This window comes from Actinoplanes sp. NPDC049599 (assembly GCF_044465625.1).
Lineage (GTDB): Bacteria > Actinomycetota > Actinomycetes > Mycobacteriales > Micromonosporaceae > Actinoplanes.
Map to the genome: position 1 here is coordinate 338,178 of NZ_JBITLX010000003.1, position 21,396 is coordinate 359,573.

At 70.8% G+C, this 21,396-nt stretch carries 17 protein-coding genes, 1 tRNA gene and 1 pseudogene; 1 reads left to right on the top strand and 18 read right to left on the bottom strand.

Annotation, left to right across the window (positions count from 1 at the left end; all coding sequences use genetic code 11):
* Nucleotides 1-9: 9 nt before the first annotated feature.
* The 16 genes and pseudogenes from ACIBQZ_RS07770 to ACIBQZ_RS07845 form a co-directional block, all read right to left on the bottom strand.
* Nucleotides 10-2,124, bottom strand: coding sequence for a family 43 glycosylhydrolase (locus ACIBQZ_RS07770; RefSeq protein ID WP_396087687.1), 2,115 nt, complete (start codon nt 2,122-2,124; stop codon nt 10-12).
* Nucleotides 2,125-2,128: 4 nt separating this feature from the next.
* A complete protein-coding gene (locus ACIBQZ_RS07775; protein WP_396087688.1) occupies nt 2,129-2,956 on the bottom strand; it encodes a carbohydrate ABC transporter permease in 828 nt (275 codons plus the stop codon).
* Between the two features lie 4 nt (nt 2,957-2,960).
* Nucleotides 2,961-3,875 carry a carbohydrate ABC transporter permease gene (locus tag ACIBQZ_RS07780; protein ID WP_396087690.1) on the bottom strand — a complete coding sequence of 305 codons (915 nt, stop codon included), beginning with the start codon at nt 3,873-3,875 and terminating at the stop codon, nt 2,961-2,963.
* 6 nt (nt 3,876-3,881) lie between these two features.
* The gene (locus ACIBQZ_RS07785; RefSeq protein WP_396087691.1) at nt 3,882-5,216 is read right to left on the bottom strand and encodes an ABC transporter substrate-binding protein; all 1,335 of its coding nucleotides are present in this window, start codon (nt 5,214-5,216) and stop codon (nt 3,882-3,884) included.
* Nucleotides 5,213-6,724, bottom strand: coding sequence for an alpha-N-arabinofuranosidase (locus ACIBQZ_RS07790; protein WP_396087692.1), 1,512 nt, complete (start codon nt 6,722-6,724; stop codon nt 5,213-5,215). The genes ACIBQZ_RS07785 and ACIBQZ_RS07790 overlap by 4 nt, the downstream gene beginning before the upstream one ends.
* A 115-nt stretch (nt 6,725-6,839) precedes the next feature.
* The gene (locus tag ACIBQZ_RS07795) at nt 6,840-7,856 is read right to left on the bottom strand and encodes a LacI family DNA-binding transcriptional regulator (RefSeq protein WP_396087693.1); all 1,017 of its coding nucleotides are present in this window, start codon (nt 7,854-7,856) and stop codon (nt 6,840-6,842) included.
* A 10-nt stretch (nt 7,857-7,866) separates the two neighbouring features.
* Nucleotides 7,867-9,165, bottom strand: coding sequence for a sulfate adenylyltransferase subunit CysN (cysN, locus tag ACIBQZ_RS07800; RefSeq protein WP_396087694.1), 1,299 nt, complete (start codon nt 9,163-9,165; stop codon nt 7,867-7,869).
* Nucleotides 9,165-10,076: a sulfate adenylyltransferase subunit CysD gene (gene cysD, locus ACIBQZ_RS07805; protein WP_396087695.1), complete on the bottom strand. Its 912-nt coding sequence runs from the start codon at nt 10,074-10,076 to the stop codon at nt 9,165-9,167. The genes cysN and cysD overlap by 1 nt, the downstream gene beginning before the upstream one ends.
* A gap of 41 nt (nt 10,077-10,117) precedes the next feature.
* Entirely contained in the window at nt 10,118-11,005 is an 888-nt protein-coding gene (locus ACIBQZ_RS07810; RefSeq protein WP_396087696.1) for a 3'(2'),5'-bisphosphate nucleotidase CysQ, read from the bottom strand.
* 26 nt (nt 11,006-11,031) lie between these two features.
* Entirely contained in the window at nt 11,032-12,831 is a 1,800-nt protein-coding gene (locus ACIBQZ_RS07815) for a sugar transferase (RefSeq protein ID WP_396087697.1), read from the bottom strand.
* Between the two features lie 139 nt (nt 12,832-12,970).
* Nucleotides 12,971-13,558: an aminoacyl-tRNA hydrolase gene (gene pth / locus ACIBQZ_RS07820; RefSeq protein WP_396087699.1), complete on the bottom strand. Its 588-nt coding sequence runs from the start codon at nt 13,556-13,558 to the stop codon at nt 12,971-12,973.
* A gap of 158 nt (nt 13,559-13,716) precedes the next feature.
* Nucleotides 13,717-14,349 (bottom strand): 50S ribosomal protein L25/general stress protein Ctc, encoded by a 633-nt coding sequence (locus ACIBQZ_RS07825; RefSeq protein WP_396087700.1) that lies wholly within the window; start codon nt 14,347-14,349, stop codon nt 13,717-13,719.
* A gap of 315 nt (nt 14,350-14,664) precedes the next feature.
* The gene (locus tag ACIBQZ_RS07830) at nt 14,665-15,645 is read right to left on the bottom strand and encodes a ribose-phosphate diphosphokinase (protein WP_396087929.1); all 981 of its coding nucleotides are present in this window, start codon (nt 15,643-15,645) and stop codon (nt 14,665-14,667) included.
* A 33-nt stretch (nt 15,646-15,678) separates the two neighbouring features.
* A pseudogene (glmU, locus tag ACIBQZ_RS07835) lies at nt 15,679-17,153 on the bottom strand (bifunctional UDP-N-acetylglucosamine diphosphorylase/glucosamine-1-phosphate N-acetyltransferase GlmU); the annotation flags it as partial.
* Nucleotides 17,154-17,272: 119 nt separating this feature from the next.
* Nucleotides 17,273-17,343: transfer RNA gene (locus ACIBQZ_RS07840), tRNA-Gln, on the bottom strand.
* 38 nt (nt 17,344-17,381) lie between these two features.
* A complete protein-coding gene (locus ACIBQZ_RS07845; RefSeq protein WP_396087702.1) occupies nt 17,382-18,257 on the bottom strand; it encodes a helix-turn-helix domain-containing protein in 876 nt (291 codons plus the stop codon).
* Nucleotides 18,258-18,436: 179 nt separating this feature from the next.
* On the opposite strand from ACIBQZ_RS07845, the gene ACIBQZ_RS07850 reads away from it, so the two are divergent.
* A complete protein-coding gene (locus ACIBQZ_RS07850) occupies nt 18,437-19,036 on the top strand; it encodes a TetR family transcriptional regulator (protein ID WP_396087930.1) in 600 nt (199 codons plus the stop codon).
* Between the two features lie 4 nt (nt 19,037-19,040).
* On the opposite strand, the gene ACIBQZ_RS07855 is transcribed toward ACIBQZ_RS07850, so the two are convergent.
* Both ACIBQZ_RS07855 and ACIBQZ_RS07860 read right to left on the bottom strand, forming a co-directional pair.
* On the bottom strand, nt 19,041-19,508 hold the full coding sequence (locus ACIBQZ_RS07855; RefSeq protein WP_396087931.1) for a DUF4383 domain-containing protein: 468 nt from the start codon (nt 19,506-19,508) through the stop codon (nt 19,041-19,043).
* A gap of 79 nt (nt 19,509-19,587) precedes the next feature.
* Nucleotides 19,588-21,390, bottom strand: a complete 1,803-nt coding sequence (locus ACIBQZ_RS07860) for an ABC-F family ATP-binding cassette domain-containing protein (protein WP_396087703.1) — start codon at nt 21,388-21,390, stop codon at nt 19,588-19,590.
* Nucleotides 21,391-21,396: the final 6 nt, after the last annotated feature.

Genomic DNA, 21,396 nt, shown 5'->3' on the forward strand with positions numbered 1-21,396 from the left:
CCAGCCTTCTCACCACCGGCTGAACCGCAGGTAGTCGAAGGACGCGGTGACCGCCGGGGCGGCGCCGCCGTGCGCGACCAGGCCGATCCGGGGCGTGGTGTCCGCGGGCAGGGTCCACACGCCGCCCCAGGTCCAGCCGCGGCCGTCGCGGCTGACCCCGGCGCGGTACTCGTGCTCGCCGTTGGCCGGGTCGGTCCGGTGCGCCAGCCGCAGCCAGGTGGTGGTCGCGCCGGGCGTGCCGGCGATGGTGCCGCCGTACGAGGTGGCGCCCGCGTACGGGATCTCCAGGCCGAACTCGACCTGCCGGGTGTTCCAGATCGCCACCGCCGACAGCCGCGCGAACCGGTCGTCGCCGACGTACGCGATGAGCCCCGCCTGCTGATAGTTGCGCACCGAGCCCTCACCCAGGTCCAGGGTCAGCTTCGTCTCGGCGATCCAGTTCCCGGCGGGTGCGTCGCGCAGCAGCACACCCGCGTTGTTCGACGTCCCGGTGAGATCGGCGCCCTGCACCGGCCAGCGCAGCGCGCCCCCGCTCACGGTCGCCGCCGGGTCGGGCCGCACGAAGGTCCACGCCGGGCCCAGCGTCGCGAACTCATCCGAGTAGCCGGGCAGCGCCCGTCCCGGCACCGGCACCGCCGGCGCCCGGCGGACGGGCGAGGCGAGCGGGCCGACGCTGATGTTGTCGAGCTGGGCGGGAGCGGTGGCGACGACGCCGATGACGTGCCGGCCGCGGGACGGCACTGGGGTCGAGGCGACCACGGTGTCGTCGAGTGTGGCGGTGAGCCGGCCGTCCCGCAGGTCCACGGTCAGGTGGTGCCAGGCGGTGGCGTCGAACCCGGCGGGCAGCGCGACCGACGCGGCGCCGACGCGGAGGACGCCTGCTGACACCCGTACCGTCGTGGTGTTGATCTTCAGGCCGGCCGGGCCGCGGAGGTCGACCTCAGCACGCAGGTCTCCCCGCACCGAGGTCCGGGACAGCAGCGTGCCGTGGCCGGAAAGCCGGCCGTCGACGGCCGCCCACCTGCCGTCGGCCACCCGCCACTGCCGCGACGACAGGGACGAGAAACCGTCCTGCAGAGGGGTCCGGGTTACCGGCGCCGCAACGGGCTGCTCCGAAGCGGTTGCGGTCGGCCAGCCGCCGATCCAGTCGAGCCGGTCCAGCAGCATCGGCCGCTCGTTGATGCCGAACGGCTCGTCCAGGTACGGGTCCGCCCGGTCGATCGCGTGGTACGCCAGCCAGTCCTGCCCGGCCAGGTCGGTGATCAGGCCGTTGTGGCCGGTGCCGACCCACTTGTTGCCGTTCGGCGCGAGCACCGGGGTGCCGCCGGCGCGGGAGGCGTCCAGCCGCAGCCCGGCGCGGTCGGTGAACGGCCCGCGCGGGTCGCGGGAGCGGCCCACGGAGACCGAGTAGCCGGTGGTCGGGCCCGCGCAGCAGTTGGCCGAGGAGGCGAACAGGTAGTACCAGCCGGCGCGGCGCACCACGTAGGCGCCCTCGAACTTGTTGTCGATCGCCACCCGGGTCGGCGTCCCGGTGATCCGCAGGCCGTCGGTGGACAGCTCGCTGACCCAGATGCCGCCGAAGTAGCTGCCGTAGTAGAGGAAGCTGCGGCCGTCCGGGGTGGCGAGCCGGGCCGGGTCGAAGGTCCACAGCCAGCCGCCGTCGCCGCTGGGCCGGGGTGCGACCACCGGCTCGTCGGCGAAGGTCCAGGGCCCGGCCGGGGTGGGCGCGGTGGCCGCGCCGATCGCCGAGCGGCCCGGACCGCCGGTGGTCTCGGTGACGGTCACGTACATGACCCAGCGGTCGCCGATGCGGCGCACGTCGGGGGCCCAGTAGGCGGCGTTCTCGGCGGCGAACGCCGGGCGCTGGCCGGCGGCGAACGCGTCGCCGACGTAGGTCCAGGTGACCAGGTCGGCCGAGCGGGCGGTCGGGATCCGGTGGAAGACCTTCTCGCCCTCCCGCAGCGGGTCGGTCGTGCCGTAGGCGTACCAGAAGCCGTCGTCACCACGGACGACCATCGGGTCGGCGAACGTGTCCGCGAAGGCCGCGGAGACGGGGTTGGCCTGCGCTGCGGCCGGGATGAGCAGGAGTGTTGCCGCGGCTAGCGCGGCCAGGAACCGTCGCATGAGATCAGCCCTTCAGTCCGGACCGGGAGACACCCTCGATGATGTAGCGCTGGCTGACCATGAACAGGATCAGCGCCGGGATGCTGGCCAGCGCGGCGCCGGCCATGATCACGGGATAGTTGATGCCGTAGGCGCCCTGCAGCGTGCCCAGCCCCGGCGGCAGCGTGAACTTCTCCGGGCTGAACATGACGTAGACCGGCCAGAGGAAGTCGTTCCAGTTGGTCAGGAAGCTGATCACGGCGAGCGTGGCCAGGGCCGGCTTGGACAGCGGCAGGATCACCTTGGTGAAGATCTGCCACGAGTTGGCGCCCTCCAGCAGCGCCGCCTCCTCCAGCTCCCGGGGCAGGCCGAGGAAGAACTGCCGCAGGAAGAAGACCCCGAAGGCGCTGGCCGCGCCGGGGATGATCAGCGCCCAGAGGGTGTCCAGCAGCCCGAGCCGGTCGATCAGCAGGAAGTTGGGGATGAGCAGCGTGAAGATCGGCACGAACAGCGTCGCGATGATCAGGGCGAAGATGATCTTCTTGCCGCGGAACTCCATGCGGGCCAGCGCGTAGGCGGCCATCGCGGCGACCGCCAGCACCAGCAGCGCCTGCCCGCCCGCGGCCACCAGGCTGTTGAGGAACCAGCGCAGCACCGGCGCCTGCGAGTCGCCGCCGAACAACGTGGCGTACGCGCTGGTCGTCGGCTCCGCGGGCAGCAGGGTGGGCGGGACCCGGGTGGCCTCGTCCGCGCTCTTGAAACTGGTGGTCAGCATCCACACCAGCGGGGCGATGAAGACCAGGCTGAGCAGGCTGAGCAGGGAGTACCAGGCAACACCGCGCAGGCGAACCATGACGTCAGTCCTTCGTCCGGAACAGCCGGAAAGTGATCATGCTGACCAGCAGCAGGCCGAGGGTCAGCAGGTAGCTCATCGCGGACGCGCTGCCCATCCGGAAGCTGCGCAGACCCTCCTCGGCGATGAACATGATGGCGGTGCGGGTCTCCACGCCCGGCGCGCCCTGGGTGATCAGGTACGCCTGGCCGAACATGTTGCTGGAGGCCAGGATCGTGTTGATCACGACGAACAGCAGCACCGGCCGCAGCCCGGGCAGCGTCACGTGGCGGAATTCCGGCCAGCGGCCGGCACCGTCCACCTTGGCCGCGTCGTAGAGCTCACGCGGGATGTCCTGGAGCCCGGCGAGGTAGATGACCGCGTTGAAGCCCAGCGTCCACCAGATGGTGACGCCGATCAGCGAGATCCACGCCCACGGCAGCCCGGTGGTCCAGGCGGTGTCGTCCGGCAGACCGATCGCGCCGAGCAGCCCGTTGACCGCGCCCAGGTTCGGGTCCAGCAGGAAGCGCCAGAGCACGCCGATGACCGCAACACCCAGCACGTACGGCGCGAAGTACACCGCCCGGAAGAACGTGCGCCCCTTGAACGAGCGGTTCAGCAGCAGCGCGATCGTCAGCGGGACGGTGACCAGCAGCGGCACGCTGAACACCGTGAAGACCGCGGTGGCCTGCATGCTCTGCCAGAAGAAGTCGAACTGCGGCGACGCGCTGTCGAACAGGGCGGCGTAGTTGTCCAGCCCGACGAACGGCTTGCCGGGCAGCAGGTAGTCCCACTCGTGCAGGCTGATCCACAGCCCGTAGCCGGCCGGCACGAGCGTGAAGGTCAGGAACAGCGCGAAGTAGGGGAACAGGTACAGGTAGGGAGTGACACCTGCCCCCCGCTTCGGCGCCCGGTCGGCTGTCGCCGGCGCATCGGCCATCGGTGCTCAGCCGCCGTACTTCTTGCGGTTCTGCTCGAGGATCTGGTTGGCCTTGGCGGCCGCGTCGGCCAGCGCCTTGCCGGGTTCCTTGCGCAGCAGGATCGCCTCGTTGACCGCGGTGTCCACGGTGGCCAGCGCGTCCGGGATGCCCGGCACCGACGGCGGGAAGTGCAGGTTGTCGATCTGCGTGCCGATCGCGGCCTGCTCGGTGAGCGCCTTGAACTCGGCGCTGTCGCGGATCTCCTTACGGGCCGGCACCTGCCCGCCCTTGGCCCACTCCAGCGACTGCTGGCTGATGAAGTTGATGAACACCTTGCCGGCCTGCAGCTTGTTGGCGTCTTGGCTGCGCTGCTTGAACTGCACGAACTGGTGCGAGCCGGCCCAGGCGGCGGGCTGGGTGCCGATCTGCGGCAGCGGTGCGACGCCCCACTCCATGCCCTTGACCGCGCGCAGCGTGTTGATCGTCCAGATGCCGTTCCAGTTGAACGCGGTCTTGCCGTTCTGCAGCGCGATCAGGTCGGCGTCCTGGGCCACGTTCTTCGGGCTGTGGCCGTTCTTGACCAGGTCGGTGAGCCAGGTCAGCGCCTGCACCCCGGGCTGCTCGGCGAACAATGGCTTGGTCGCCTTCTCGTCGAACAGCTGGCCGCCGAACTGCCAGGTCAGCGCCTCGAACTGGAGCGTGCCGGTGAACGGGAACGGGGTCGCCCAGTGCCCCTGGACGCCCTTGGCCTTGAGCTTGTCCAGGTCCGCGGCGTACTCGTCGGCGGTGGCCGGCGGCTTGTCCGGGTCGAGCCCGGCGGTCCGCAGGACCTTCTTGTTGTAGAACATGCCCAGCGGGTGCACGTCCAGCGGGATCGCGTAGCGCTTGCCGTTGTAGACCCCGGCCTGCCACACCGGCGGGGAGAAGTCGCCCTCGTTGAGCCGCAGCGACGTGGCGAGGTCGTCCAGCCCCAGGATCACCCCGCGAGCGGCGTTGGTGGCGACCTGGTCGACGTGCATGATGCCCAGGTCGGGGCCGTTGCCGGTGGAGACCGCGGCGGGCACCTTCTGGTAGTAGTCGGCCCACTCGTAGACGTTCATGGTGACCTTGATGTTCGGGTTCGCGGCGTTGAACTTGTCCACCAGCGCCTTCATCACCGGGCCGTCGCCGCCGGTGAAGCCGTTCCAGAAGGCCAGCGCGACGTTCGGGCCGGCGTAGCTGGTGGACGCGGGCTGCGCGTTCTCGCCGCCACCGCCGACGACGGGGTTGGGCCCGTCGTCGCCGCAGGCGCCGAGCAGAACGGCGCCGCCGGCGCCGACGCCGAGCCCGAGCAGGCCGCGGCGGGTGAGAGGTGGTTTCACGGTTTCTCCTCGGGGGTGAAGCTCAGGGCGTGCCAGGAGACGGGGGGAAGGACGACGGCGGCGCGGCCGCCGTCGAGGGCGGGCATTTCTTCGGTACGGGTGCCCACGCGATCAGGCGCAGCGGCGGTGTTGCCGATCGACGGGTCGTCCTCGGCGAGGCTGACCCGCCGACCCGCCCGCAGCCCGGGGAAGGCCCGCAGGTCGAGGGTCAGCGGGACCGCCTCGGTGGAACGGTTGACGGCGAACACGACGAGCCGGCCGCTCCGCTCGTCGAGGGTGGCGACCGCGTCCACGGCCGGCACCTCGCCGTAGCGGCCGGTGATCATGGCCGGTGACTGGACCGCGGCCCGCAGCACGGTGCCCCGGGCCAGCCGGGCGGTGTGCGCGAACGGGTGGAAGATGGTCTGCCGCCAGGCCGGCCCGCCGGGCGTGGTGCGGATCGGCGCGATGATGTTGACCAGCTGCGCCTGGGCGCCGACGGTGAGCCGGTCGGCGTGGCGCAGCATGCTGATCAGCAGGTTGCCGACCACCATCGCGTCGGTGACGGTGTAGTCGTCCTCGATCAGCGCCGGGGTGTCCGCGATCGGCCGGTCCTCCGGCTCGGTGAAGCGCGACTGGTACCAGACGTTCCACTCGTCCAGGGCCAGGTTGATCCGCTTGGTGCGGCGCAGCTTGGCCCGGACGTGGTCGGCGGTGGCGATCACGTCGTCCACGAACGCGTCGAGGTCGACCGCCGCGGCGCGGAAGCTGGCCTCGTCGTGGCGCTCGGGGTCGTAGTAGGTGTGCAGCGACAGGTAGTCGATCTGGTCGTACGCCTGCTCCAGCACCGTCGCCTCCCACCCGGCGAAGGTCGGCATGGCGGAGTTCGAGCTGCCGCAGGCGACCAGCTTGATGCCGGGGTCGACGCGCTTCATGGCGTGCCCGGCGCGGGCGGCCAGCCGGCCGTACTCCAGGGCCGTGGTGCTGCCGATCTGCCAGGGCCCGTCCATCTCGTTGCCCAGGCACCAGAGCCGGATGTTGTGCGGCCGGGTCACCCCGTGCTTGCGGCGCAGGTCGGCGGCGGCGGTGCCGTCCGGCAGGTTGCAGTACTCGACCAGCTCGGCGGCCTCGGCGATGCCGCGGGTGCCGAGGTTGACCGCCATCATCGGCTCGGCGCCGGCCAGCCCGGCCCAGCGCATGAACTCGTTGAGCCCGAAGGCGTTGCTCTCCAGCGACCGCCAGGCCAGGTCGAGCCGGCGCGGCCGGTCGCCGACCGGGCCGACCCCGTCCTCCCAGCGGTAGTTGGAGACGAAGTTGCCGCCGGGGTAGCGCACCAGCGTGACGCCCAGCTCGCGGACCAGCTCGAGCACGTCGGTGCGCAGCCCGTCGGCGTCGGCCGCGGGGTGGCCGGGCTCGAAGATGCCGGTGTAGACGCAGCGGCCCATGTGCTCCACGAACGAACCGAAGAGCCGCCGGTCCACCGGGCCGATGGCAAAAGCGGGGTCGAGGGTCAGCCGAGCCTGGTCCACGTAGTGCTCCCGTCCTCGATCTGTGTGCCGCCTCACACTGTTTACAACGTTGGAACCAACGTTGTAAAGAGGCCGACACACTGTCGTTACCAGGGAGCGTTGCGTTTTGTGGCGCTTAGCGGCCTAACGTGCTTTCCCGCGCGACCAGCCGGTGGCTGACCCGCACTTCCCGGGGCGCGGCGACGGCCGCCTCCCCCTCCCCCAGGCGCTCGGCGAGCAGGTCGACCGCCAGCTCGGCGATCCGGCCCAGGTCCGGGGCGATGGTGCTCAGGGTCGGGGTGCTGAACCGGCCGTCCTCGATGTCGTCGAAGCCGATCACGGCCACGTCGCCGGGCACCGCGCAGCCCCGCTCCAGCAGGGCGCGGATCGCGCCCAGGGCGAGCAGGTCGTTGAAGCAGAAGACCGCGTCCGGCGGCTGCGGGCCGTCCATCAGCCGGGCCATCGCGGCGGCACCGTCGGCGCGGTGGAACATCGCCACCTCGGCGATCAGCGCCGGGTCGACCGGCAGCCCGGCCTCCTCCAGCGCCGCCCGGTAGCCGGCCAGCCGCTGGTGCGCGGTCACCGCCGACGGGCTGTCCTGGGCCCCGATCGCCGCGATCCGCCGGCGCCCGGACGCGCAGAGGTGCCGGGTGGCGTCGGCCGCGGCGGTGGTGTTGTCGATGGCGACGTGGTCGGCCGGGCCGTGCCACACCCGCTCGCCGAGCAGCACCATCGGGGTCTCGTCGCCGCCGCGGGCCAGCTCCTCGCCGGCCAGCGCCAGCGGGCTGAAGATCAGCCCGTCGATCGCGTGCCGGCGCAGGCCGGTGACCAGGTTGCGTTCCCGCTCGGCCTGACCGTCGGTCTGGTCGATCAGCACGGTCCAGGACCGGCGCTCGGCGGCGTGCACGATCCGCCCGGCCAGCTCGGCGAAGTACGGCGACTGCAGCTCGGGCACGGCCAGCGCGATCACCCCGGACCGGCCGCTGCGCAGCTGCCGGGCGGCCATGTTCGGCTGGTAGCCGAGCGCGTCGATGGCCCGCTGCACCCGGGCGCGGGTCTCCGGGGCGACGTGCACGTAGCCGTTGACCACGTTGGAGACGGTCTTGATCGACACGCCTGCCTGTGCGGCCACGTCCTTCAGACCCGGAGGCACCCGCCCCGCCCTACTGCGCTTCGATGATCATTCCGGCGCCGACCGTACGGTTGCTGGCCTCGTCGATGAGGATGAAACCACCCGTGGTGCGGTTGCGCCGGTACTCGTCGGCGAGCAGCGGCACCGTGGTGCGCAGCTTGACCCGGCCGATCTCGTTCAGGCCCAGCTGCGGGGCGTTCTCGTCGCGGTGCAGCGTGTTCACGTCCAGCCGGTACTGCAGGCCGCGGACCACCGTACGGGCCGTGCGGGTGGTGTGCTTGATGGTGTACTTCGCGCCGACCCGCAGCGGGGCCGTCTCGTCCATCCAGCAGATCATCGCCTCGACGTCCTGGGCCACCGCCGGCGCGTTGTGCGGCCGGCAGATCATGTCGCCCCGGGAGATGTCGATCTCGTCGGTCAGCCGCACCGTCACCGACATCGGCGGGAACGCCTCGTCGACCGGGCCGTCCGCGGTGTCGATCGCCGAGATCGTGCTGGTCAGCCCGGACGGCAGCACCATCACCTCGTCGCCGGGCTTGAGCACGCCCGAGGCCACCTGACCGGCGTAGCCCCGGTAGTCGGTGACGTCCTTGGACTGCGGGCGGATCACGTACTGCACCGGGAAACGCACGTCGACCAGGTTGCGGTCCGAGGCGATGTGCACGTGCTCCAGGTGGTGCAGCAGCGACGGGCCCTCGTACCAGGGGCTCTTGGAGGAGCGGGAGGCGATGTTGTCGCCGTCCAGCGCCGAGATCGGGATGACCGTCAGGTCCGGCGCGTCCAGCTTGGCCGCGAACGAGGTGAACTCGTCGGCGATCCGCTCGTAGACCTCGCGGTCCCAGTCGACCAGGTCCATCTTGTTGACGCAGAGCACCAGGTGCGGCACCCGCAGCAGGCTGGTCAGGAACGCGTGCCGGCGGGACTGCTCGACCAGGCCCTTGCGGGCGTCCACCAGGATCAGCGCCAGGTCGGCCGTGGAGGCGCCGGTGACCATGTTGCGGGTGTACTGGATGTGCCCGGGAGTGTCGGCGATGATGAACTTGCGCCGCGGCGTGGCGAAGTAGCGGTATGCCACGTCGATGGTGATGCCCTGCTCCCGCTCGGCGCGCAGGCCGTCGGTGAGCAGCGCCAGGTTGGTGTACTCGTCACCGCGCGCGGCGCTGACCGCCTCGACCGCCTCGAGCTGGTCGGAGAAGAGCGACTTGGTGTCGAACAGCAGCCGGCCGATCAGAGTGGACTTGCCGTCGTCGACGCTGCCTGCGGTGGCGAACCGCAGCAGGTCCATGTTCCGGGCCTGCGCGGCCTCGGGCTCCAGCACGGACTGGCTCATCAGAAGTACCCTTCCCGCTTGCGGTCTTCCATGGCCGCCTCGCTGACCTTGTCGTCGCCCCGGGTGGCGCCGCGCTCGGTGATCCGGGTCGCCGCGACCTCGTCGATGACCCTGGCGACCGTGTCGGCGTCGGAGAGCACCGCGGCGGTCTGCGACGCGTCGCCGACGGTGCGGTACCGCACCCGGCGACTCTCGACCGGCTCGCCGTCACGGGCCACGATGAACTCGTTGACCGCGTAGAACATCCCGGCGCGCTCGACGACCTCGCGGTCGTGGGCGTAGTAGATGCTCGGCAGCCCGATGTCCTCCTTGGCGATGTAGTGCCAGACGTCCAGCTCGGTCCAGTTGGACAGCGGGAACACCCGGATCGACTCGCCGGGGTGGTGCCGGCCGTTGTAGAGCGACCACAGCTCGGGTCGCTGGTTCTTCGGGTCCCACTGGCCGAACTCGTCGCGGAAGCTGAACATCCGCTCCTTGGCCCGGGCCTTCTCCTCGTCGCGGCGGGCGCCGCCGAAGAGCGCGTCGAAGCGGTACTTCTCCACCGCGGCCAGCAGCACCGGGGTCTGGATCCGGTTGCGGGTGCCGTCGGGCAGCTCACGGACCACGCCGGTGTCGATGGCCTCCTGCACGCTGGCGATGACCAGGTTGAGGCCCAGCTCGGCGACCCGGGTGTCGCGGTACTCCAGCACCTCGGGGAAGTTGTGGCCGGTGTCGACGTGCATGACCGGGAACGGGATGCGCGCGGGCGCGAACGCCTTCTCCGCGAGGCGCAGCATCACGATCGAGTCCTTGCCGCCGGAGAAGAGCAGCACCGGCCGCTCGAACTCGGCCATGACCTCACGCATGACGAAGATGCTCTCGGCTTCGAGAGCGTCGAGATGCGAGACGCGATAGGGCTTCGTCTGGCTCATGGATTTCCAGACCTTTCGGTGTCGGCCGTCATCCGGGGGGATTACGGGAGGTGTCGCTGCAACGCTGCGAGCAGACGGGGCGCAAGGTCCTTGCGACATACCACCAGATCCGGCAACTTCGGATCGGCCTGGTTGTATTTCAGCGCAGTTCCATCGATTCGGGAAGCATGCAGTCCAGTGGCCGACGCCACAGCAACCGGGGCTGCGCTGTCCCACTCGTACTGCCCGCCGGCGTGCACGTACGCGTCCGCGTCGCCGTTGATCACCGCGGCGATCTTCACCCCGGCGGAGCCCATCGGCACCAGCTCGGCGCCGATGTCCTCGGCCAGCGCGGTGACGAAGGCCGGCGGGCGGGTGCGGCTGGCGGCGATCCGGATCGGGCCGCCGGTCGCGGCCGCCAGCGGCAGCGGGGGGTACGCGGGCGGCTGGTCGGTGGCCAGCGTCCGGTGCTGGGCCGGCATCGCCACGGCGCCGGCGGCCAGGCGGCTGGGCCGGGAGCAGTCGGCTGTCCAGAGCGCCACGTGCACCGCCCAGTCGGTGCGGCCCTCCTCGGAGAACTCGCGGGTGCCGTCCAGCGGGTCGATGATCCAGACCCGGGAGGCGTCGAGGCGGTCCGGGCGCACCGCGTCGTGCCGGTCGTCCTGCCAGGCGAGGCGGGAGTGGTCGTCCTCCTCCGACAGCACCGCGTCCGCCGGGCGCCACCGGGCCAGCTCGGCGCGCAGCAGGTCGTGCGCGGCCTTGTCCCCGGCGGCCTTGAGGGCCTTGCCGTCGGCGTACCCGAGGTCGGCACGCACCTGGAGCAGCACCTGGCCGGCCCGGTCCGCGAGCCAGCGCGCGAACGCCGCGTCGATGACCGGCGGGGTGCCGCCGTCGCCGGCGGGCTCCCGCTGGCCGGCTATGCGCGCGGACGTCCCTGTCTGCTCGCTCATCGCCTCGCTCCTCATGTTCAATAAGCTCAGTACGCCCCGGAAGAGCGGACCACGGCCGTCATCGTGCGCAAAAGGATCACCAGGTCCAAGCTGAGAGACCAGTTCTCCACATAGCGAAGGTCAAGCCTGACCGCCTCCTCCCACGACAAGTCCGAACGTCCGGAAACTTGCCATAGGCCCGTCATGCCCGGCTTGACGGCGAGCCGCCGGCGCACGTCGTCGGCGTACATGGCCACCTCGGACGGCAGCGGCGGTCGCGGCCCGACCAGCGACATCTGTCCGGCGATCACGTTCAGCAGCTGGGGCAGCTCGTCCAGGGAGAGCCTCCGCAACCACCGGCCGACCGGCGTCACGCGCGGATCGTCGCGCATTTTGAAGAGCACACCGTCGTGCTCGTTGAGATGCCGGAGCTCGGCCAACCGGGCCTCGGCATCGACGTACATGCTGCGGAACTTGAAGATGCGGAACTCGGACCCGTCACGCCCGACCCGCACCTGACGAAAGAGTACCGGCCCGCGGGAGGTCACCCGGACGCAGAGTGCGACGGCTAACAGCAGCGGGCCGAACAGCCCCAGCAGCGAAAGTGCACCGATCCGATCGACCAGGTCCTTCACGATGCGGGCGCCGCCGTGCAGCCGCGGGTGCTCGACGTGCAGCATCGGCAGGCCGTCGAACGGCCGGATGGTGGTGCGCGCCCCGGCGACGTCGATCAGCGCGCTCGCCACCACCAGGTCGACCTCGTCGCGTTCCAGCCGCCAGGCCAGGCGGCGCAGCGCGGCGCCGTCCAGCTCCGGGCAGCTCAGCACCACCACGGTGTCGGCGTCGGCGGCGTCCACCGCGGTCGCCACGTCGTCGAACGTGCCGAAGACCGGCAGGTCGATGATCCCGTCGTGGTCCGGCGGCAGGCACGCGCCGACCACCTCGAGCCCGTGGTACCGCTCCCGGCGCAGCTGCCGGGTGATGCCGATGACCGACAGCTCGTGGCCGACCACGATCACCCGGCGCAGCCGCTCGCCGCGGGCCCGGGCCAGGTGCAGCCGCTTGCGCAGGGCGAACCGCAGCACCACGGCGGAGAACATCGCGGTGGGCAGCGCGGCCAGCACGTACGACCGGGCCAGGTCGAGGTCGAGGGCGTACGACACGACGGCCACACCCGCGATCAGGCCCACCCCGCCGCGGAACACCCGCTGGTACTCGTCCGTGCCGACGAACAGGAAGCGGCGCTCGTACGCCCGGCTCACCACCAGCACCGCCAGCAGCGCCAGCGGCAGCAGCGCGGACAGCCACAGGTACGAGCGGTTGTAGGTGGTCACCTCGTCGCCGAAGCGCAGCCCGAAGGTCACCCCGCCCGCGGCCACCCCGGCCAGCAGGTCACACAGGACCAGCGCACGCACGTACTGCCGCTCCCAGCGCTGCCGCCGCGACATCGCCGCGTGCCGGCCGCGGACCCGGACGAACGGCCGGCCGGCCGGCCGGGCCGCGCCGGACCGGTTGCGCTCGGGCGACCAGTGCCGCTCGACGGCCCGGTTGCGGGCGCGCCCGTCGGCCGCCCGGCCACCGGCGCCGGCCAGCGGGGCGGCGTTGTCGGCGGGCTCCTCGACGGGGTCGCCGCCGGCCGGCCGGGCCGGCGACGGGATCTTGCTGTTCCGGCTCCGGTACAGCATCGGCCGGTTCGGGCGGGGTCCGTGGTTGCCGGGCGGATGGTTGGCCGGACCGTGGCTCTCCGGCGGCTCCGAGGGCACCACATCGCGACGGTGCACCGCCGGCAGCGCCGCCGTCGGCTCGCCCAGTGCCGCCTCGTGGTCCTCGGAGAGTTCCTGTCGCACCCGAACCTCCCCCGTACCGCTTGATCAACTCGTCCCGTTTGGGGACGCTACGTGACCAACGCGCTAACCGGGGGTAGCGTCACGGGACCGTTAGACGGACAAAACGGTCCAACCGTCCTGTCCGTTACGTCACACTGGATCAGGTTCCGTGGTATTTATTCTGCGCCCACTCCACACCCTCGAGCACCACGGCCTCCACCACGTCGGCGGCCCGGTCCACCAGGAAATCCAGCTCCTTGCGCTCCACGGCGGAGAAATCCGACAGCACGTAGTCGGCCGGATCCTGCCGACCCGGCGGCCGGCCGATGCCGAACCGGACCCTCGCGTACTCCTTGCTGCCCAGCGACTTCGACATCGAACGCAGCCCGTTGTGACCACCCTCACCGCCGCCGCGCTTGACTCGTACCTGCCCGAACGGGACATCCAGCTCGTCGTGCACCGCCACCACGTTCTCCACCGGCACCTTGAAGAACTGGCTCAGCGCCACCACCGGGGACCCGGACAGGTTCATGAAGGTCAGCGGCTTCACCACGATCAGCTTCGGGCCGCCGAAACCCAGCTGGCCCTCCGCCACCTCGGCGACGACCCGCTTGGCCCGGCCGAACCTGGCGCCCACCCGCGACGCCAGCAGGTCGGCCACCGCGAAGCCGACGTTGTGCCGGTTGGCCGCATACTCCCGGCCGGGATTGCCCAGGCCGACCACCAGCCAGGGTGCGTCCTCAGACACTGTGCTTCCTTTCGTCGAGCCCTTCCGGCCCTCGCACTCCCGGCCGCGGACGGCAGCCGGCCAGGCGTGGCTCGGTGCAGGCGGTCACGACAGGCCTCCTCAACGACAACAGGGAAAGTGCCCGACGGCACTTTCCCTGTGGATCGCGGTTCGTCAGATCAGGAAGCGGCTTCCTCGGCCGGCGCGTCGGCCGTCACGGCGGCCTCGGCAGCGTCGGCGGAGTCGCCCTCGAGCTGCTCGGCGGTCTGCGCCGCGGTGACCATCGCCAGCACGAAGTCGGGGTCGACCGCGAGCTCGGTGCCCTCCGGCAGCGTCACGTCGCCGGCGGTGACCTGCGAGCCGGCCTCCAGGCCCTCGACCGAGACCTCGAAACCGCTCGGCAGGTGCATCGCCTCGGCGGTGACAGCCAGCGTGTTGGACTCGTTGACGATCAGGGTGTTGCGGGCGGCCTCGCCGACCAGCGTCACCGGGACGTCGACCTGGACCTTCTCGCCACGCTTGACGATGATCAGGTCGACGTGCTCGTAGGTGTCCTTGATCGGGTCACGCTGGATCGCCTTCGGCAGCGCTAGCGTCGCGCCGGTGCCACCGACCACGTCGATGGTGAACACCTGGTTGAGACCGCCGTGCCGGATCGCGGCGGCGAACTCCCGCGCGGGCAGCGCGATGTGGACGGGGGCCTCGCCGTGTCCGTACAGCACGGCGGGCACCAGGCCGGCCCGGCGCGTGCGGCGGGCACCACCCTTGCCGAACTCGGTACGGGGCTCGGCGCTGATCTTTACCTCGGACACGGGGAAACTCCTGAAAACGTTGGATCGGGCGGCGTGAAGTAAGTCGGCGGGCTGCGGGCAATCGGCGCTCGGCGAAGGGGCGCACGGGCACAGGCCCGGAGCACCGCGTCGATCACGGTGCCTCAAGCGAACTCTGCAAACTGCAGCAGACCGCGTGGCACCCTCGCCGTGGCAACCGCACCAGCTTACCTGCCGCCACGGCGGCCGGACCGGCGGGTCCCGCCAGATCCCCCACCCTGCGGAAATTTCACTCGCACGGATGCAACTTGCAGGCGCCATCGCGCCACAAACCGGACACGGCGCGGGAGGCGTCGCTCAGCTCAGGCCACCGAACAGGGTGGTGACCGATCCGTCATCAAAAACCTCGCGAATCGCGCGGGCCAGCAGCGGCGCGATCGACAGCACGGTGATCTTGTCGAGCTGCTTCTCGGGCGGCAGCGGCAACGTGTTCGTCACCACCAGCTCACTGATCCGGCTGTTCTTCAGCCGCTCGGTCGCCGGATCCGACAGCAAAGCGTGCGTCGACGCCACGATCACGTCGGCGGCGCCCGAGTCGAACAGGATGTCCGCGGCCTTGGTGATCGTGCCACCGGTGTCGATCATGTCGTCGACGATCAGGCACACCCGGCCCTCGACCTCACCGACCACCCGGTTCGCCACCACCTGGTTGGGCTTCAACGGGTCGCGCGTCTTGTGGATGAACGCCAGCGGGCACCCGCCCAGCCGGTCCGTCCACCGCTCCGCCACCCGCACCCGGCCCGAGTCCGGGGCCACGACCGTCATCGGCCGGCCCTCGAACTTCTTGATGATGTGCTCGGCCAGGATGTCCATCGCGAACAGGTGATCCACCGGGCCGTCGAAGAAGCCCTGGATCTGCGCGGTGTGCAGATCCACCGTCAGGATCCGGTTGGCGCCCGCCGTCTTCAGCAGATCGGCGACCAGCCGCGCGGAGATCGGCTCCCGGCCCCGGTGCTTCTTGTCCTGCCGCGAGTACGGGTAGAACGGCAGCACCACGGTGATCCGCTTCGCCGACCCGCGCTTCAACGCGTCCACCATGATCAGGGTCTCCATGACCCAGCGGTTCACACCCTCGGTCACCGACTGGACGACAAACGCGTCCGAGCCCCGCACCGAATCCTTGAACCGGACGAAGATCTCCCCGTTGGCGAACTCGTAGGAATCCGACGCGGTCGGCGCGATGCCGAGCACCTGCCCGATCTCCTCCGCCAGCTCCGGGAAGCCCCGGCCGGAGAAAAGCATCAAACTCTTACGGTTCTCCGCGACGATGCTGCCCATGGGCCCGTCCGCTCCCGTGAAATCGAGGGGGTTGTCACCAGAAGTATTACCCGGACCCCAACCGGCGCCACGCCCCGCATCCCGGTCGTGGGATCCCTCACCCCAGCTTGCGCCCGCTACGCCCCGGTGTCCTCAGTCTCGCCCTTCCCGGCCCGATCCGCAGCCTCGGCCGACACCGTGCCCGGCCGCTTGCGCGCCACCCAGCCCTCGACGTTGCGCTGCTGCGCCCGGGTGACCCCCAGCTGGCCCGCCGGCACGTCCTTGCCGATCGCGCTGCCCGCGGCCACATACGCCCCCGGGCCGATCTCCACCGGCGCGATCAGCACGGTGTCGCTGCCCACGAACGCGGCCTCGCCCACGGTCGTGTGATGTTTGTGCACCCCGTCGTAGTTCGCGAAGATCGTGCCCGCGCCGATGTTCGCCTTCGGGCCGATCGTCGCGTCACCCACGTACGTCAGGTGCGGCACCTTCGCGCCCGCGCCCAGCTCGGCGTTCTTCGCCTCGACGAACCCGCCGATCTTCGACTTGCGGCCCAGCCGGGTGCCCGGCCGCAGATACGAGAACGGGCCCACCGAGGCGTCCGGGCCGATCTGCGCGCCGATCGCGTGCGTCCGCAGCACCACGGCGCCCGCCGCGACCACCGTGTCCACCAACGTGGTGTCCGGGCCGATCACCGCACCCGTCGCCACCGTGGTCAGACCCTGCAGCTGCGAATTCTGATCCACCACCGCGTCCGGCTCCAGCGTCACGGTCACGTCGATCCAGGTGGTCGCCGGGTCCAGGATCGACACCCCGGCCCGCATCCACTCGGTGTTGACCCGGTCCCGCAGCAGGGCCCGCAACCGCGCCAGCTCGGCCCGGTCGTTGCAGCCCAGGGTCTCCAGCGCGTCCTCGGCGACATGCACACCGACCGCGTGACCGACCGCGGCGAGCAGCCCGAACACGTCGGTCAGATACTCCTCACCCTGGTCGTTGTCCGTGGACAGCTTGCCCAGCGCCTCCCGCAGCAGCGCGGCGTCGAACGCGTAGATGCCCGCGTTGACCTCCCGGACGGCCCGCACCTCGGGCGAGGCGTCCCGCTCCTCCACGATCCGCTCCAGATTGCCGGCGCCGTCCCGCACGATCCGGCCCAGCCCGGCCGGATCGGGCACCTCGGCGGCCAGCACCGTGGCGCCCCGGCTGGTCGACTCGTGCGCGGTGACCAGCGCCTCCACGGTGCCGGGGCGCAGCAGCGGCACGTCGGCGTTGAGCACGACCACCGTGCCGGCGGCCTCCGGGATCGCGTCCAGGGCGATCCGGACGGCGTGGCCGGTGCCGTTCTGCTCGGCCTGCAGGACCGGGGTGGCGCCGGGGGCGATCTCGGCGAGGTGCGCGCGGACCTGGTCGGCCTTGTGGCCGACGACCACGACGGTGCGCGACGCCCGGACGGCGTCGGCGGCGTGCAGGACGTGGCCGAGCAGCGTGCGCCCGAGCAGCGGGTGCAGCATCTTTGGCGTCGCGGACTTCATCCGCTTGCCCTCACCGGCGGCGAGAACGACGACGGTACGACTCCGGGCCTGGCTCACGCGGACTCCATTGATCGCAGTGATGTGCAGAACGCGGCGCCGACTCAACCGCAGACACAGAGCTCCCGGGAGAGGATTCGAACCCCTATAAACGGCACCAAAAGCCGTGGTCCTACCCTTAGACGACCCGGGAGGGCAAAGCGGACATAACATCTAGGTCATGTTCGCGGCTCACATACTAGCGTCTCCCTTACAACCAGTCGCGTCGCCGATGCCTCGCATCATGCCCTCGATCTTCCAGTAGAGCTCTCGCGACTTGGGCACATCCACGATGAGACAGCCCCGATAAGGTTCTCCGATGTTGTACCGAACCGTGGACGGATTGTGCGTCTTCAACGTCGGGCGACGGAAAATCTCGAACGGCACGTCGGCCACTGCCGCCCACCACCGGCCTGCCGCCTCCGCGTCAGCAGACTCATGGATGCTGACCCGGTAGTTCAGCCGCATCCGATCCGCTCCCATCTGCCCCAGAAAGCGGATGAAGAGCCGGATGAGCACCGGGTCGCTGTTGATGAAGGTGACCTGACAGCGATTGGGTCGCCAAGGCTTCGACTTGCAGCCTTCGCACCAGTAGGCCACCGCGCCGAGCAGCCTGACCTCACGGTCGGAGAGCTCACCCACCCACGATGCCTCGTCCTCGTTGGCCGCCGCGCGGTCCGCGTCGCGCTTCTTGCGCAGCGGCTCCCAGCGCGTCTCGGAGACCCGCCGGGAGTGCTCGCTGCGCCGCTGCTGAGCGAGCTCACTCGTCTCGTCCAGCGGCAGGTGCTTGACCCACAGGTAGGCAGTGGACTTGGAGACGCCGAGCGTCTGGGCGATCTGCGGGACGGTCAGCCCGTCCTGGCGCAGCGTGATGGCCTGGGCGCGCAGGTCGTCCTTGGCGCGCGGCCGGCGGGTCCATTCGGGAGTCGGCTCGTCCCAGAGCCAGACGGCCATGGTGTCGCGGCTGACGCCGAAGTGCTCGCGGAGTTGAGCGAGCGACATGCGGCTCTCGGCACGGAGGCGCCGGGCTTCCCCGGCGCGAGGGTCTTCCTCTACGGGTGTAAGCATGTCGATACTCTACTAGTCGCAAGACTAGTTGTCATGCGACTTTCGGGCGACCGGCATAGTCGGCGGGCTGGCAGGATGGCCGGGTGACAGATCAGAGCGAGCCAGGCGGAGAGCCCCGTGGCCGGCGCGCCCGCAGTCCGCGCGCGGCGGCGTCGGGTAAGGGCGCCGCGCGGGTCCGGATGCCGGCCGCCCAGCGCCGTGAGCAGCTGATCTCGATCGGCCGTCAGCTGTTCGCCGAGCGTGGCTTCGACGCCACCTCGGTGGAGGAGGTCGCGGCCCGCGCGAAGGTCTCCAAGCCGGTGGTGTACGAGCACTTCGGCGGCAAGGAGGGCCTGTACGCGGTGGTCGTGGACCGGGAGGTGCGGGCGCTGCTGGACCGGATCGCCGCCGCGCTGACCGCCGGGCATCCGCGGGAGTTGCTGGAGCAGGCGGCGCTGGCGTTGCTGGACTACATCGATCAGGAGCCGCACGGCTTCCAGGTGCTGGTGCGGGAGTCGCCGGCGTTGTCGCCGGGCGGCAACTTCTCCAGCGTGATGAACGACGTGGCACACCAGGTGGAGCACATCCTGGGCGCGGAGTTCCGGGCGCGGGAGCTGGATCCGAAGTTTGCGGAGCTCTACTCGCAGGCGCTGGTGGGCATGGTGGCGCTGGTCGGGCAGTGGTGGCGGGAGGCGCGCAAGCCGAAGAAGGAGATGGTGGCGGCCCACCTGGTCAATCTGGCCTGGAACGGGCTGTCCCACCTGGAGGCGAAGCCGACGTTGCTGACCCGCCCCCGGTGAGGCGTCAGGCGGACTGGGACTGGCGTTCGCGTGCCTGCCGCGGCGCTCCGGTCTGCTCCGGCGGGGCGACCTTGCTGTAGTACGCGGCCATGATGAGCACCAGGCCGAGCAGGTAGCTGACGACCACCGTGGAGATGCTGAAGTTGAGGAAGTTGGCGTCGGTGCGGATCGCGCCGAGCGAGAAGGTGCCGATGGTGAGCAGTCCCCAGCCGAAGTAGCGGTCGACCACGGTGTCGGAGTTGCGGCCGAGGACGGCGGCGATCAGCACGATCACGCCGACGAGCACCGCCACGACGGACCAGAAGAGGTTGGTGTGCTGGCCGAGCACCCGGTCGTCGGGGTGGCCGAACAGGCCGTCGCCACCGGTCATGATCGCGCCGAGGACCCCGAAGAGCACGAGATAGGCCCCGGTGAGCGCGCCCAGGGCGCGGTAGATCGGCCGCAGCGGATGGTTGACCGGGTTGTGCCCCATGGTGTCCGTCTCCAACGTCGGGTGGTGTCGGAAGAGATTCTCGCGCATCGCCGGGGGACGGCGCAGGGGCACCCCCGGATCAGCTCTCCGGCACGCGTTCGGCGAGTTCGAGCCAGGCCTCCTCGACCTGGGCGCGTTCCGCCTGGGCGGCCTTGAGCTGGGCGTCCAGCTCCATGAGCTTGTCGTAGTCGCTGCCGTGCGCGGCCAGGCTCTCATTGATCTTGAAGATCCGCTCGTCCAGCTTGCCGACCTGGCGCTCCAGCCGGGACAGGTCCTTGCGGGCGGTCCGCAGGTCGGCGGCGGACATCCCGGCGGCCGGCGCGGGCGCCTTGCCGCCGTTGGTCAGCAGTTCGCCGGGCGGCGCGGCCGGGTTGCCGGCCCGCACCAGGTAGTCGTCGATGCCGCCGGGCAGGTGCACCAGCCGGCCGTCGCCGAACATCCCGTACGCGGTGTCGGTGACGCGTTCGACCAGGTAGCGGTCGTGACTGGCGACGATCATCGTGCCCGGCCAGGAGTCGAGCAGGTCCTCCAGCGACGCCAGCGTGTCGGTGTCGAGGTCGTTGGTGGGCTCGTCGAGCAGCAGCACGTTGGGCTCGGTGGCCAGCAGGCGCAGCAGTTGCAGGCGGCGGCGCTCGCCGCCGGAGAGGTCGCTGACCGGGGTCCAGATGCGCTTGTCGGTGAAGCCGAAGACCTCGGCGAGCTGACCCGCGGAGAGTTCCCGGTCGCCGAGCTTGACCCGCCGGGCGACCTCCTCGACCGCTTCGAGCAGCCGCAGGTGCCCGGGCAGCTCGGTGAGCTCCTGGGAAAGGAAGGCGGGGCGCACGGTGGAGCCGGTGACCAGCCGCCCGCCGTCGGGCTTGGTGAGCCCGGCCAGCAGCCGCAGCAGGGTGGTCTTGCCGGCGCCGTTGGCGCCCAGGATCGCGATCCGGTCGCCGGGGCCGACCTGCCAGGTGAGGTCCTTGAAGATCGGCTTGGGGCCGGCGTGCAGGGTGACGTTCTCGAGGTCGTAGACCTGCTTGCCGAGCCGGGTGGTGGCCAGCCGCTGCAGGCTGACCTGGTCGCGGACCGGCGGCACGTCGGCGATCAGCGCGTTCGCGGCGTCGATCCGGAACTGCGGCTTGGAGGTCCGGGCCGGCGGGCCGCGGCGCAGCCAGGCGATCTCCTTACGGAGCAGGTTCTGCCGGCGGGACTCGACCGCGACGGCGACCCGCAGCCGCTCGGCGCGCGACAGCGTCCAGGCCGCGTAGCCGCCCTCGTACGCGAACACCTGCTGGTCGACGACCTCCCAGGTGGCGGTGCAGACGGCGTCGAGGAACCAGCGGTCGTGGGTGACCACGACCAGCGAGCCGCGCCGGCCCAGCAGGTAGCGGGCCAGCCAGTCGACGCCGGCCACGTCCAGGTGGTTGGTGGGCTCGTCGAGGATGAGCAGGTCGGACTCGCGCACCAGCAGGGCGGCCAGCGCGACCCGGCGGCGTTCACCGCCGGACATCGGCCCGACCGGGGTCTCCAGACCCAGGTGGCCCATGCCGAGGCCGGTGAGGATCTCCCGGACGCCGGCGTCGCCGGCCCACTCGTGCTCGGCGCCCATGCCCTCGTCGAGCCAGGCGGTGCCCAGCACGACATCGCGGACGGTCGCCTCGGGGGCAAGCGTCAGCGTCTGCGGAAGTGCGGCGACGCGCAGGTCACGGCGGTGCGTGACCCGGCCGGAGTCCGGCTCCTCGAGCTTGGCGAGCATGCGCAGCAGGGTGGATTTGCCGGCCCCGTTGAGGCCGACGATGCCCACCCGGGCGTCGTCGTCCAGCCCCAGCGAAACGTCGGTAAGCAGCTGACCGGCGGCTCCGTAGCCCTTGTTCACCCGGTCCAGATTGATGATGTTGGCCACGATGGT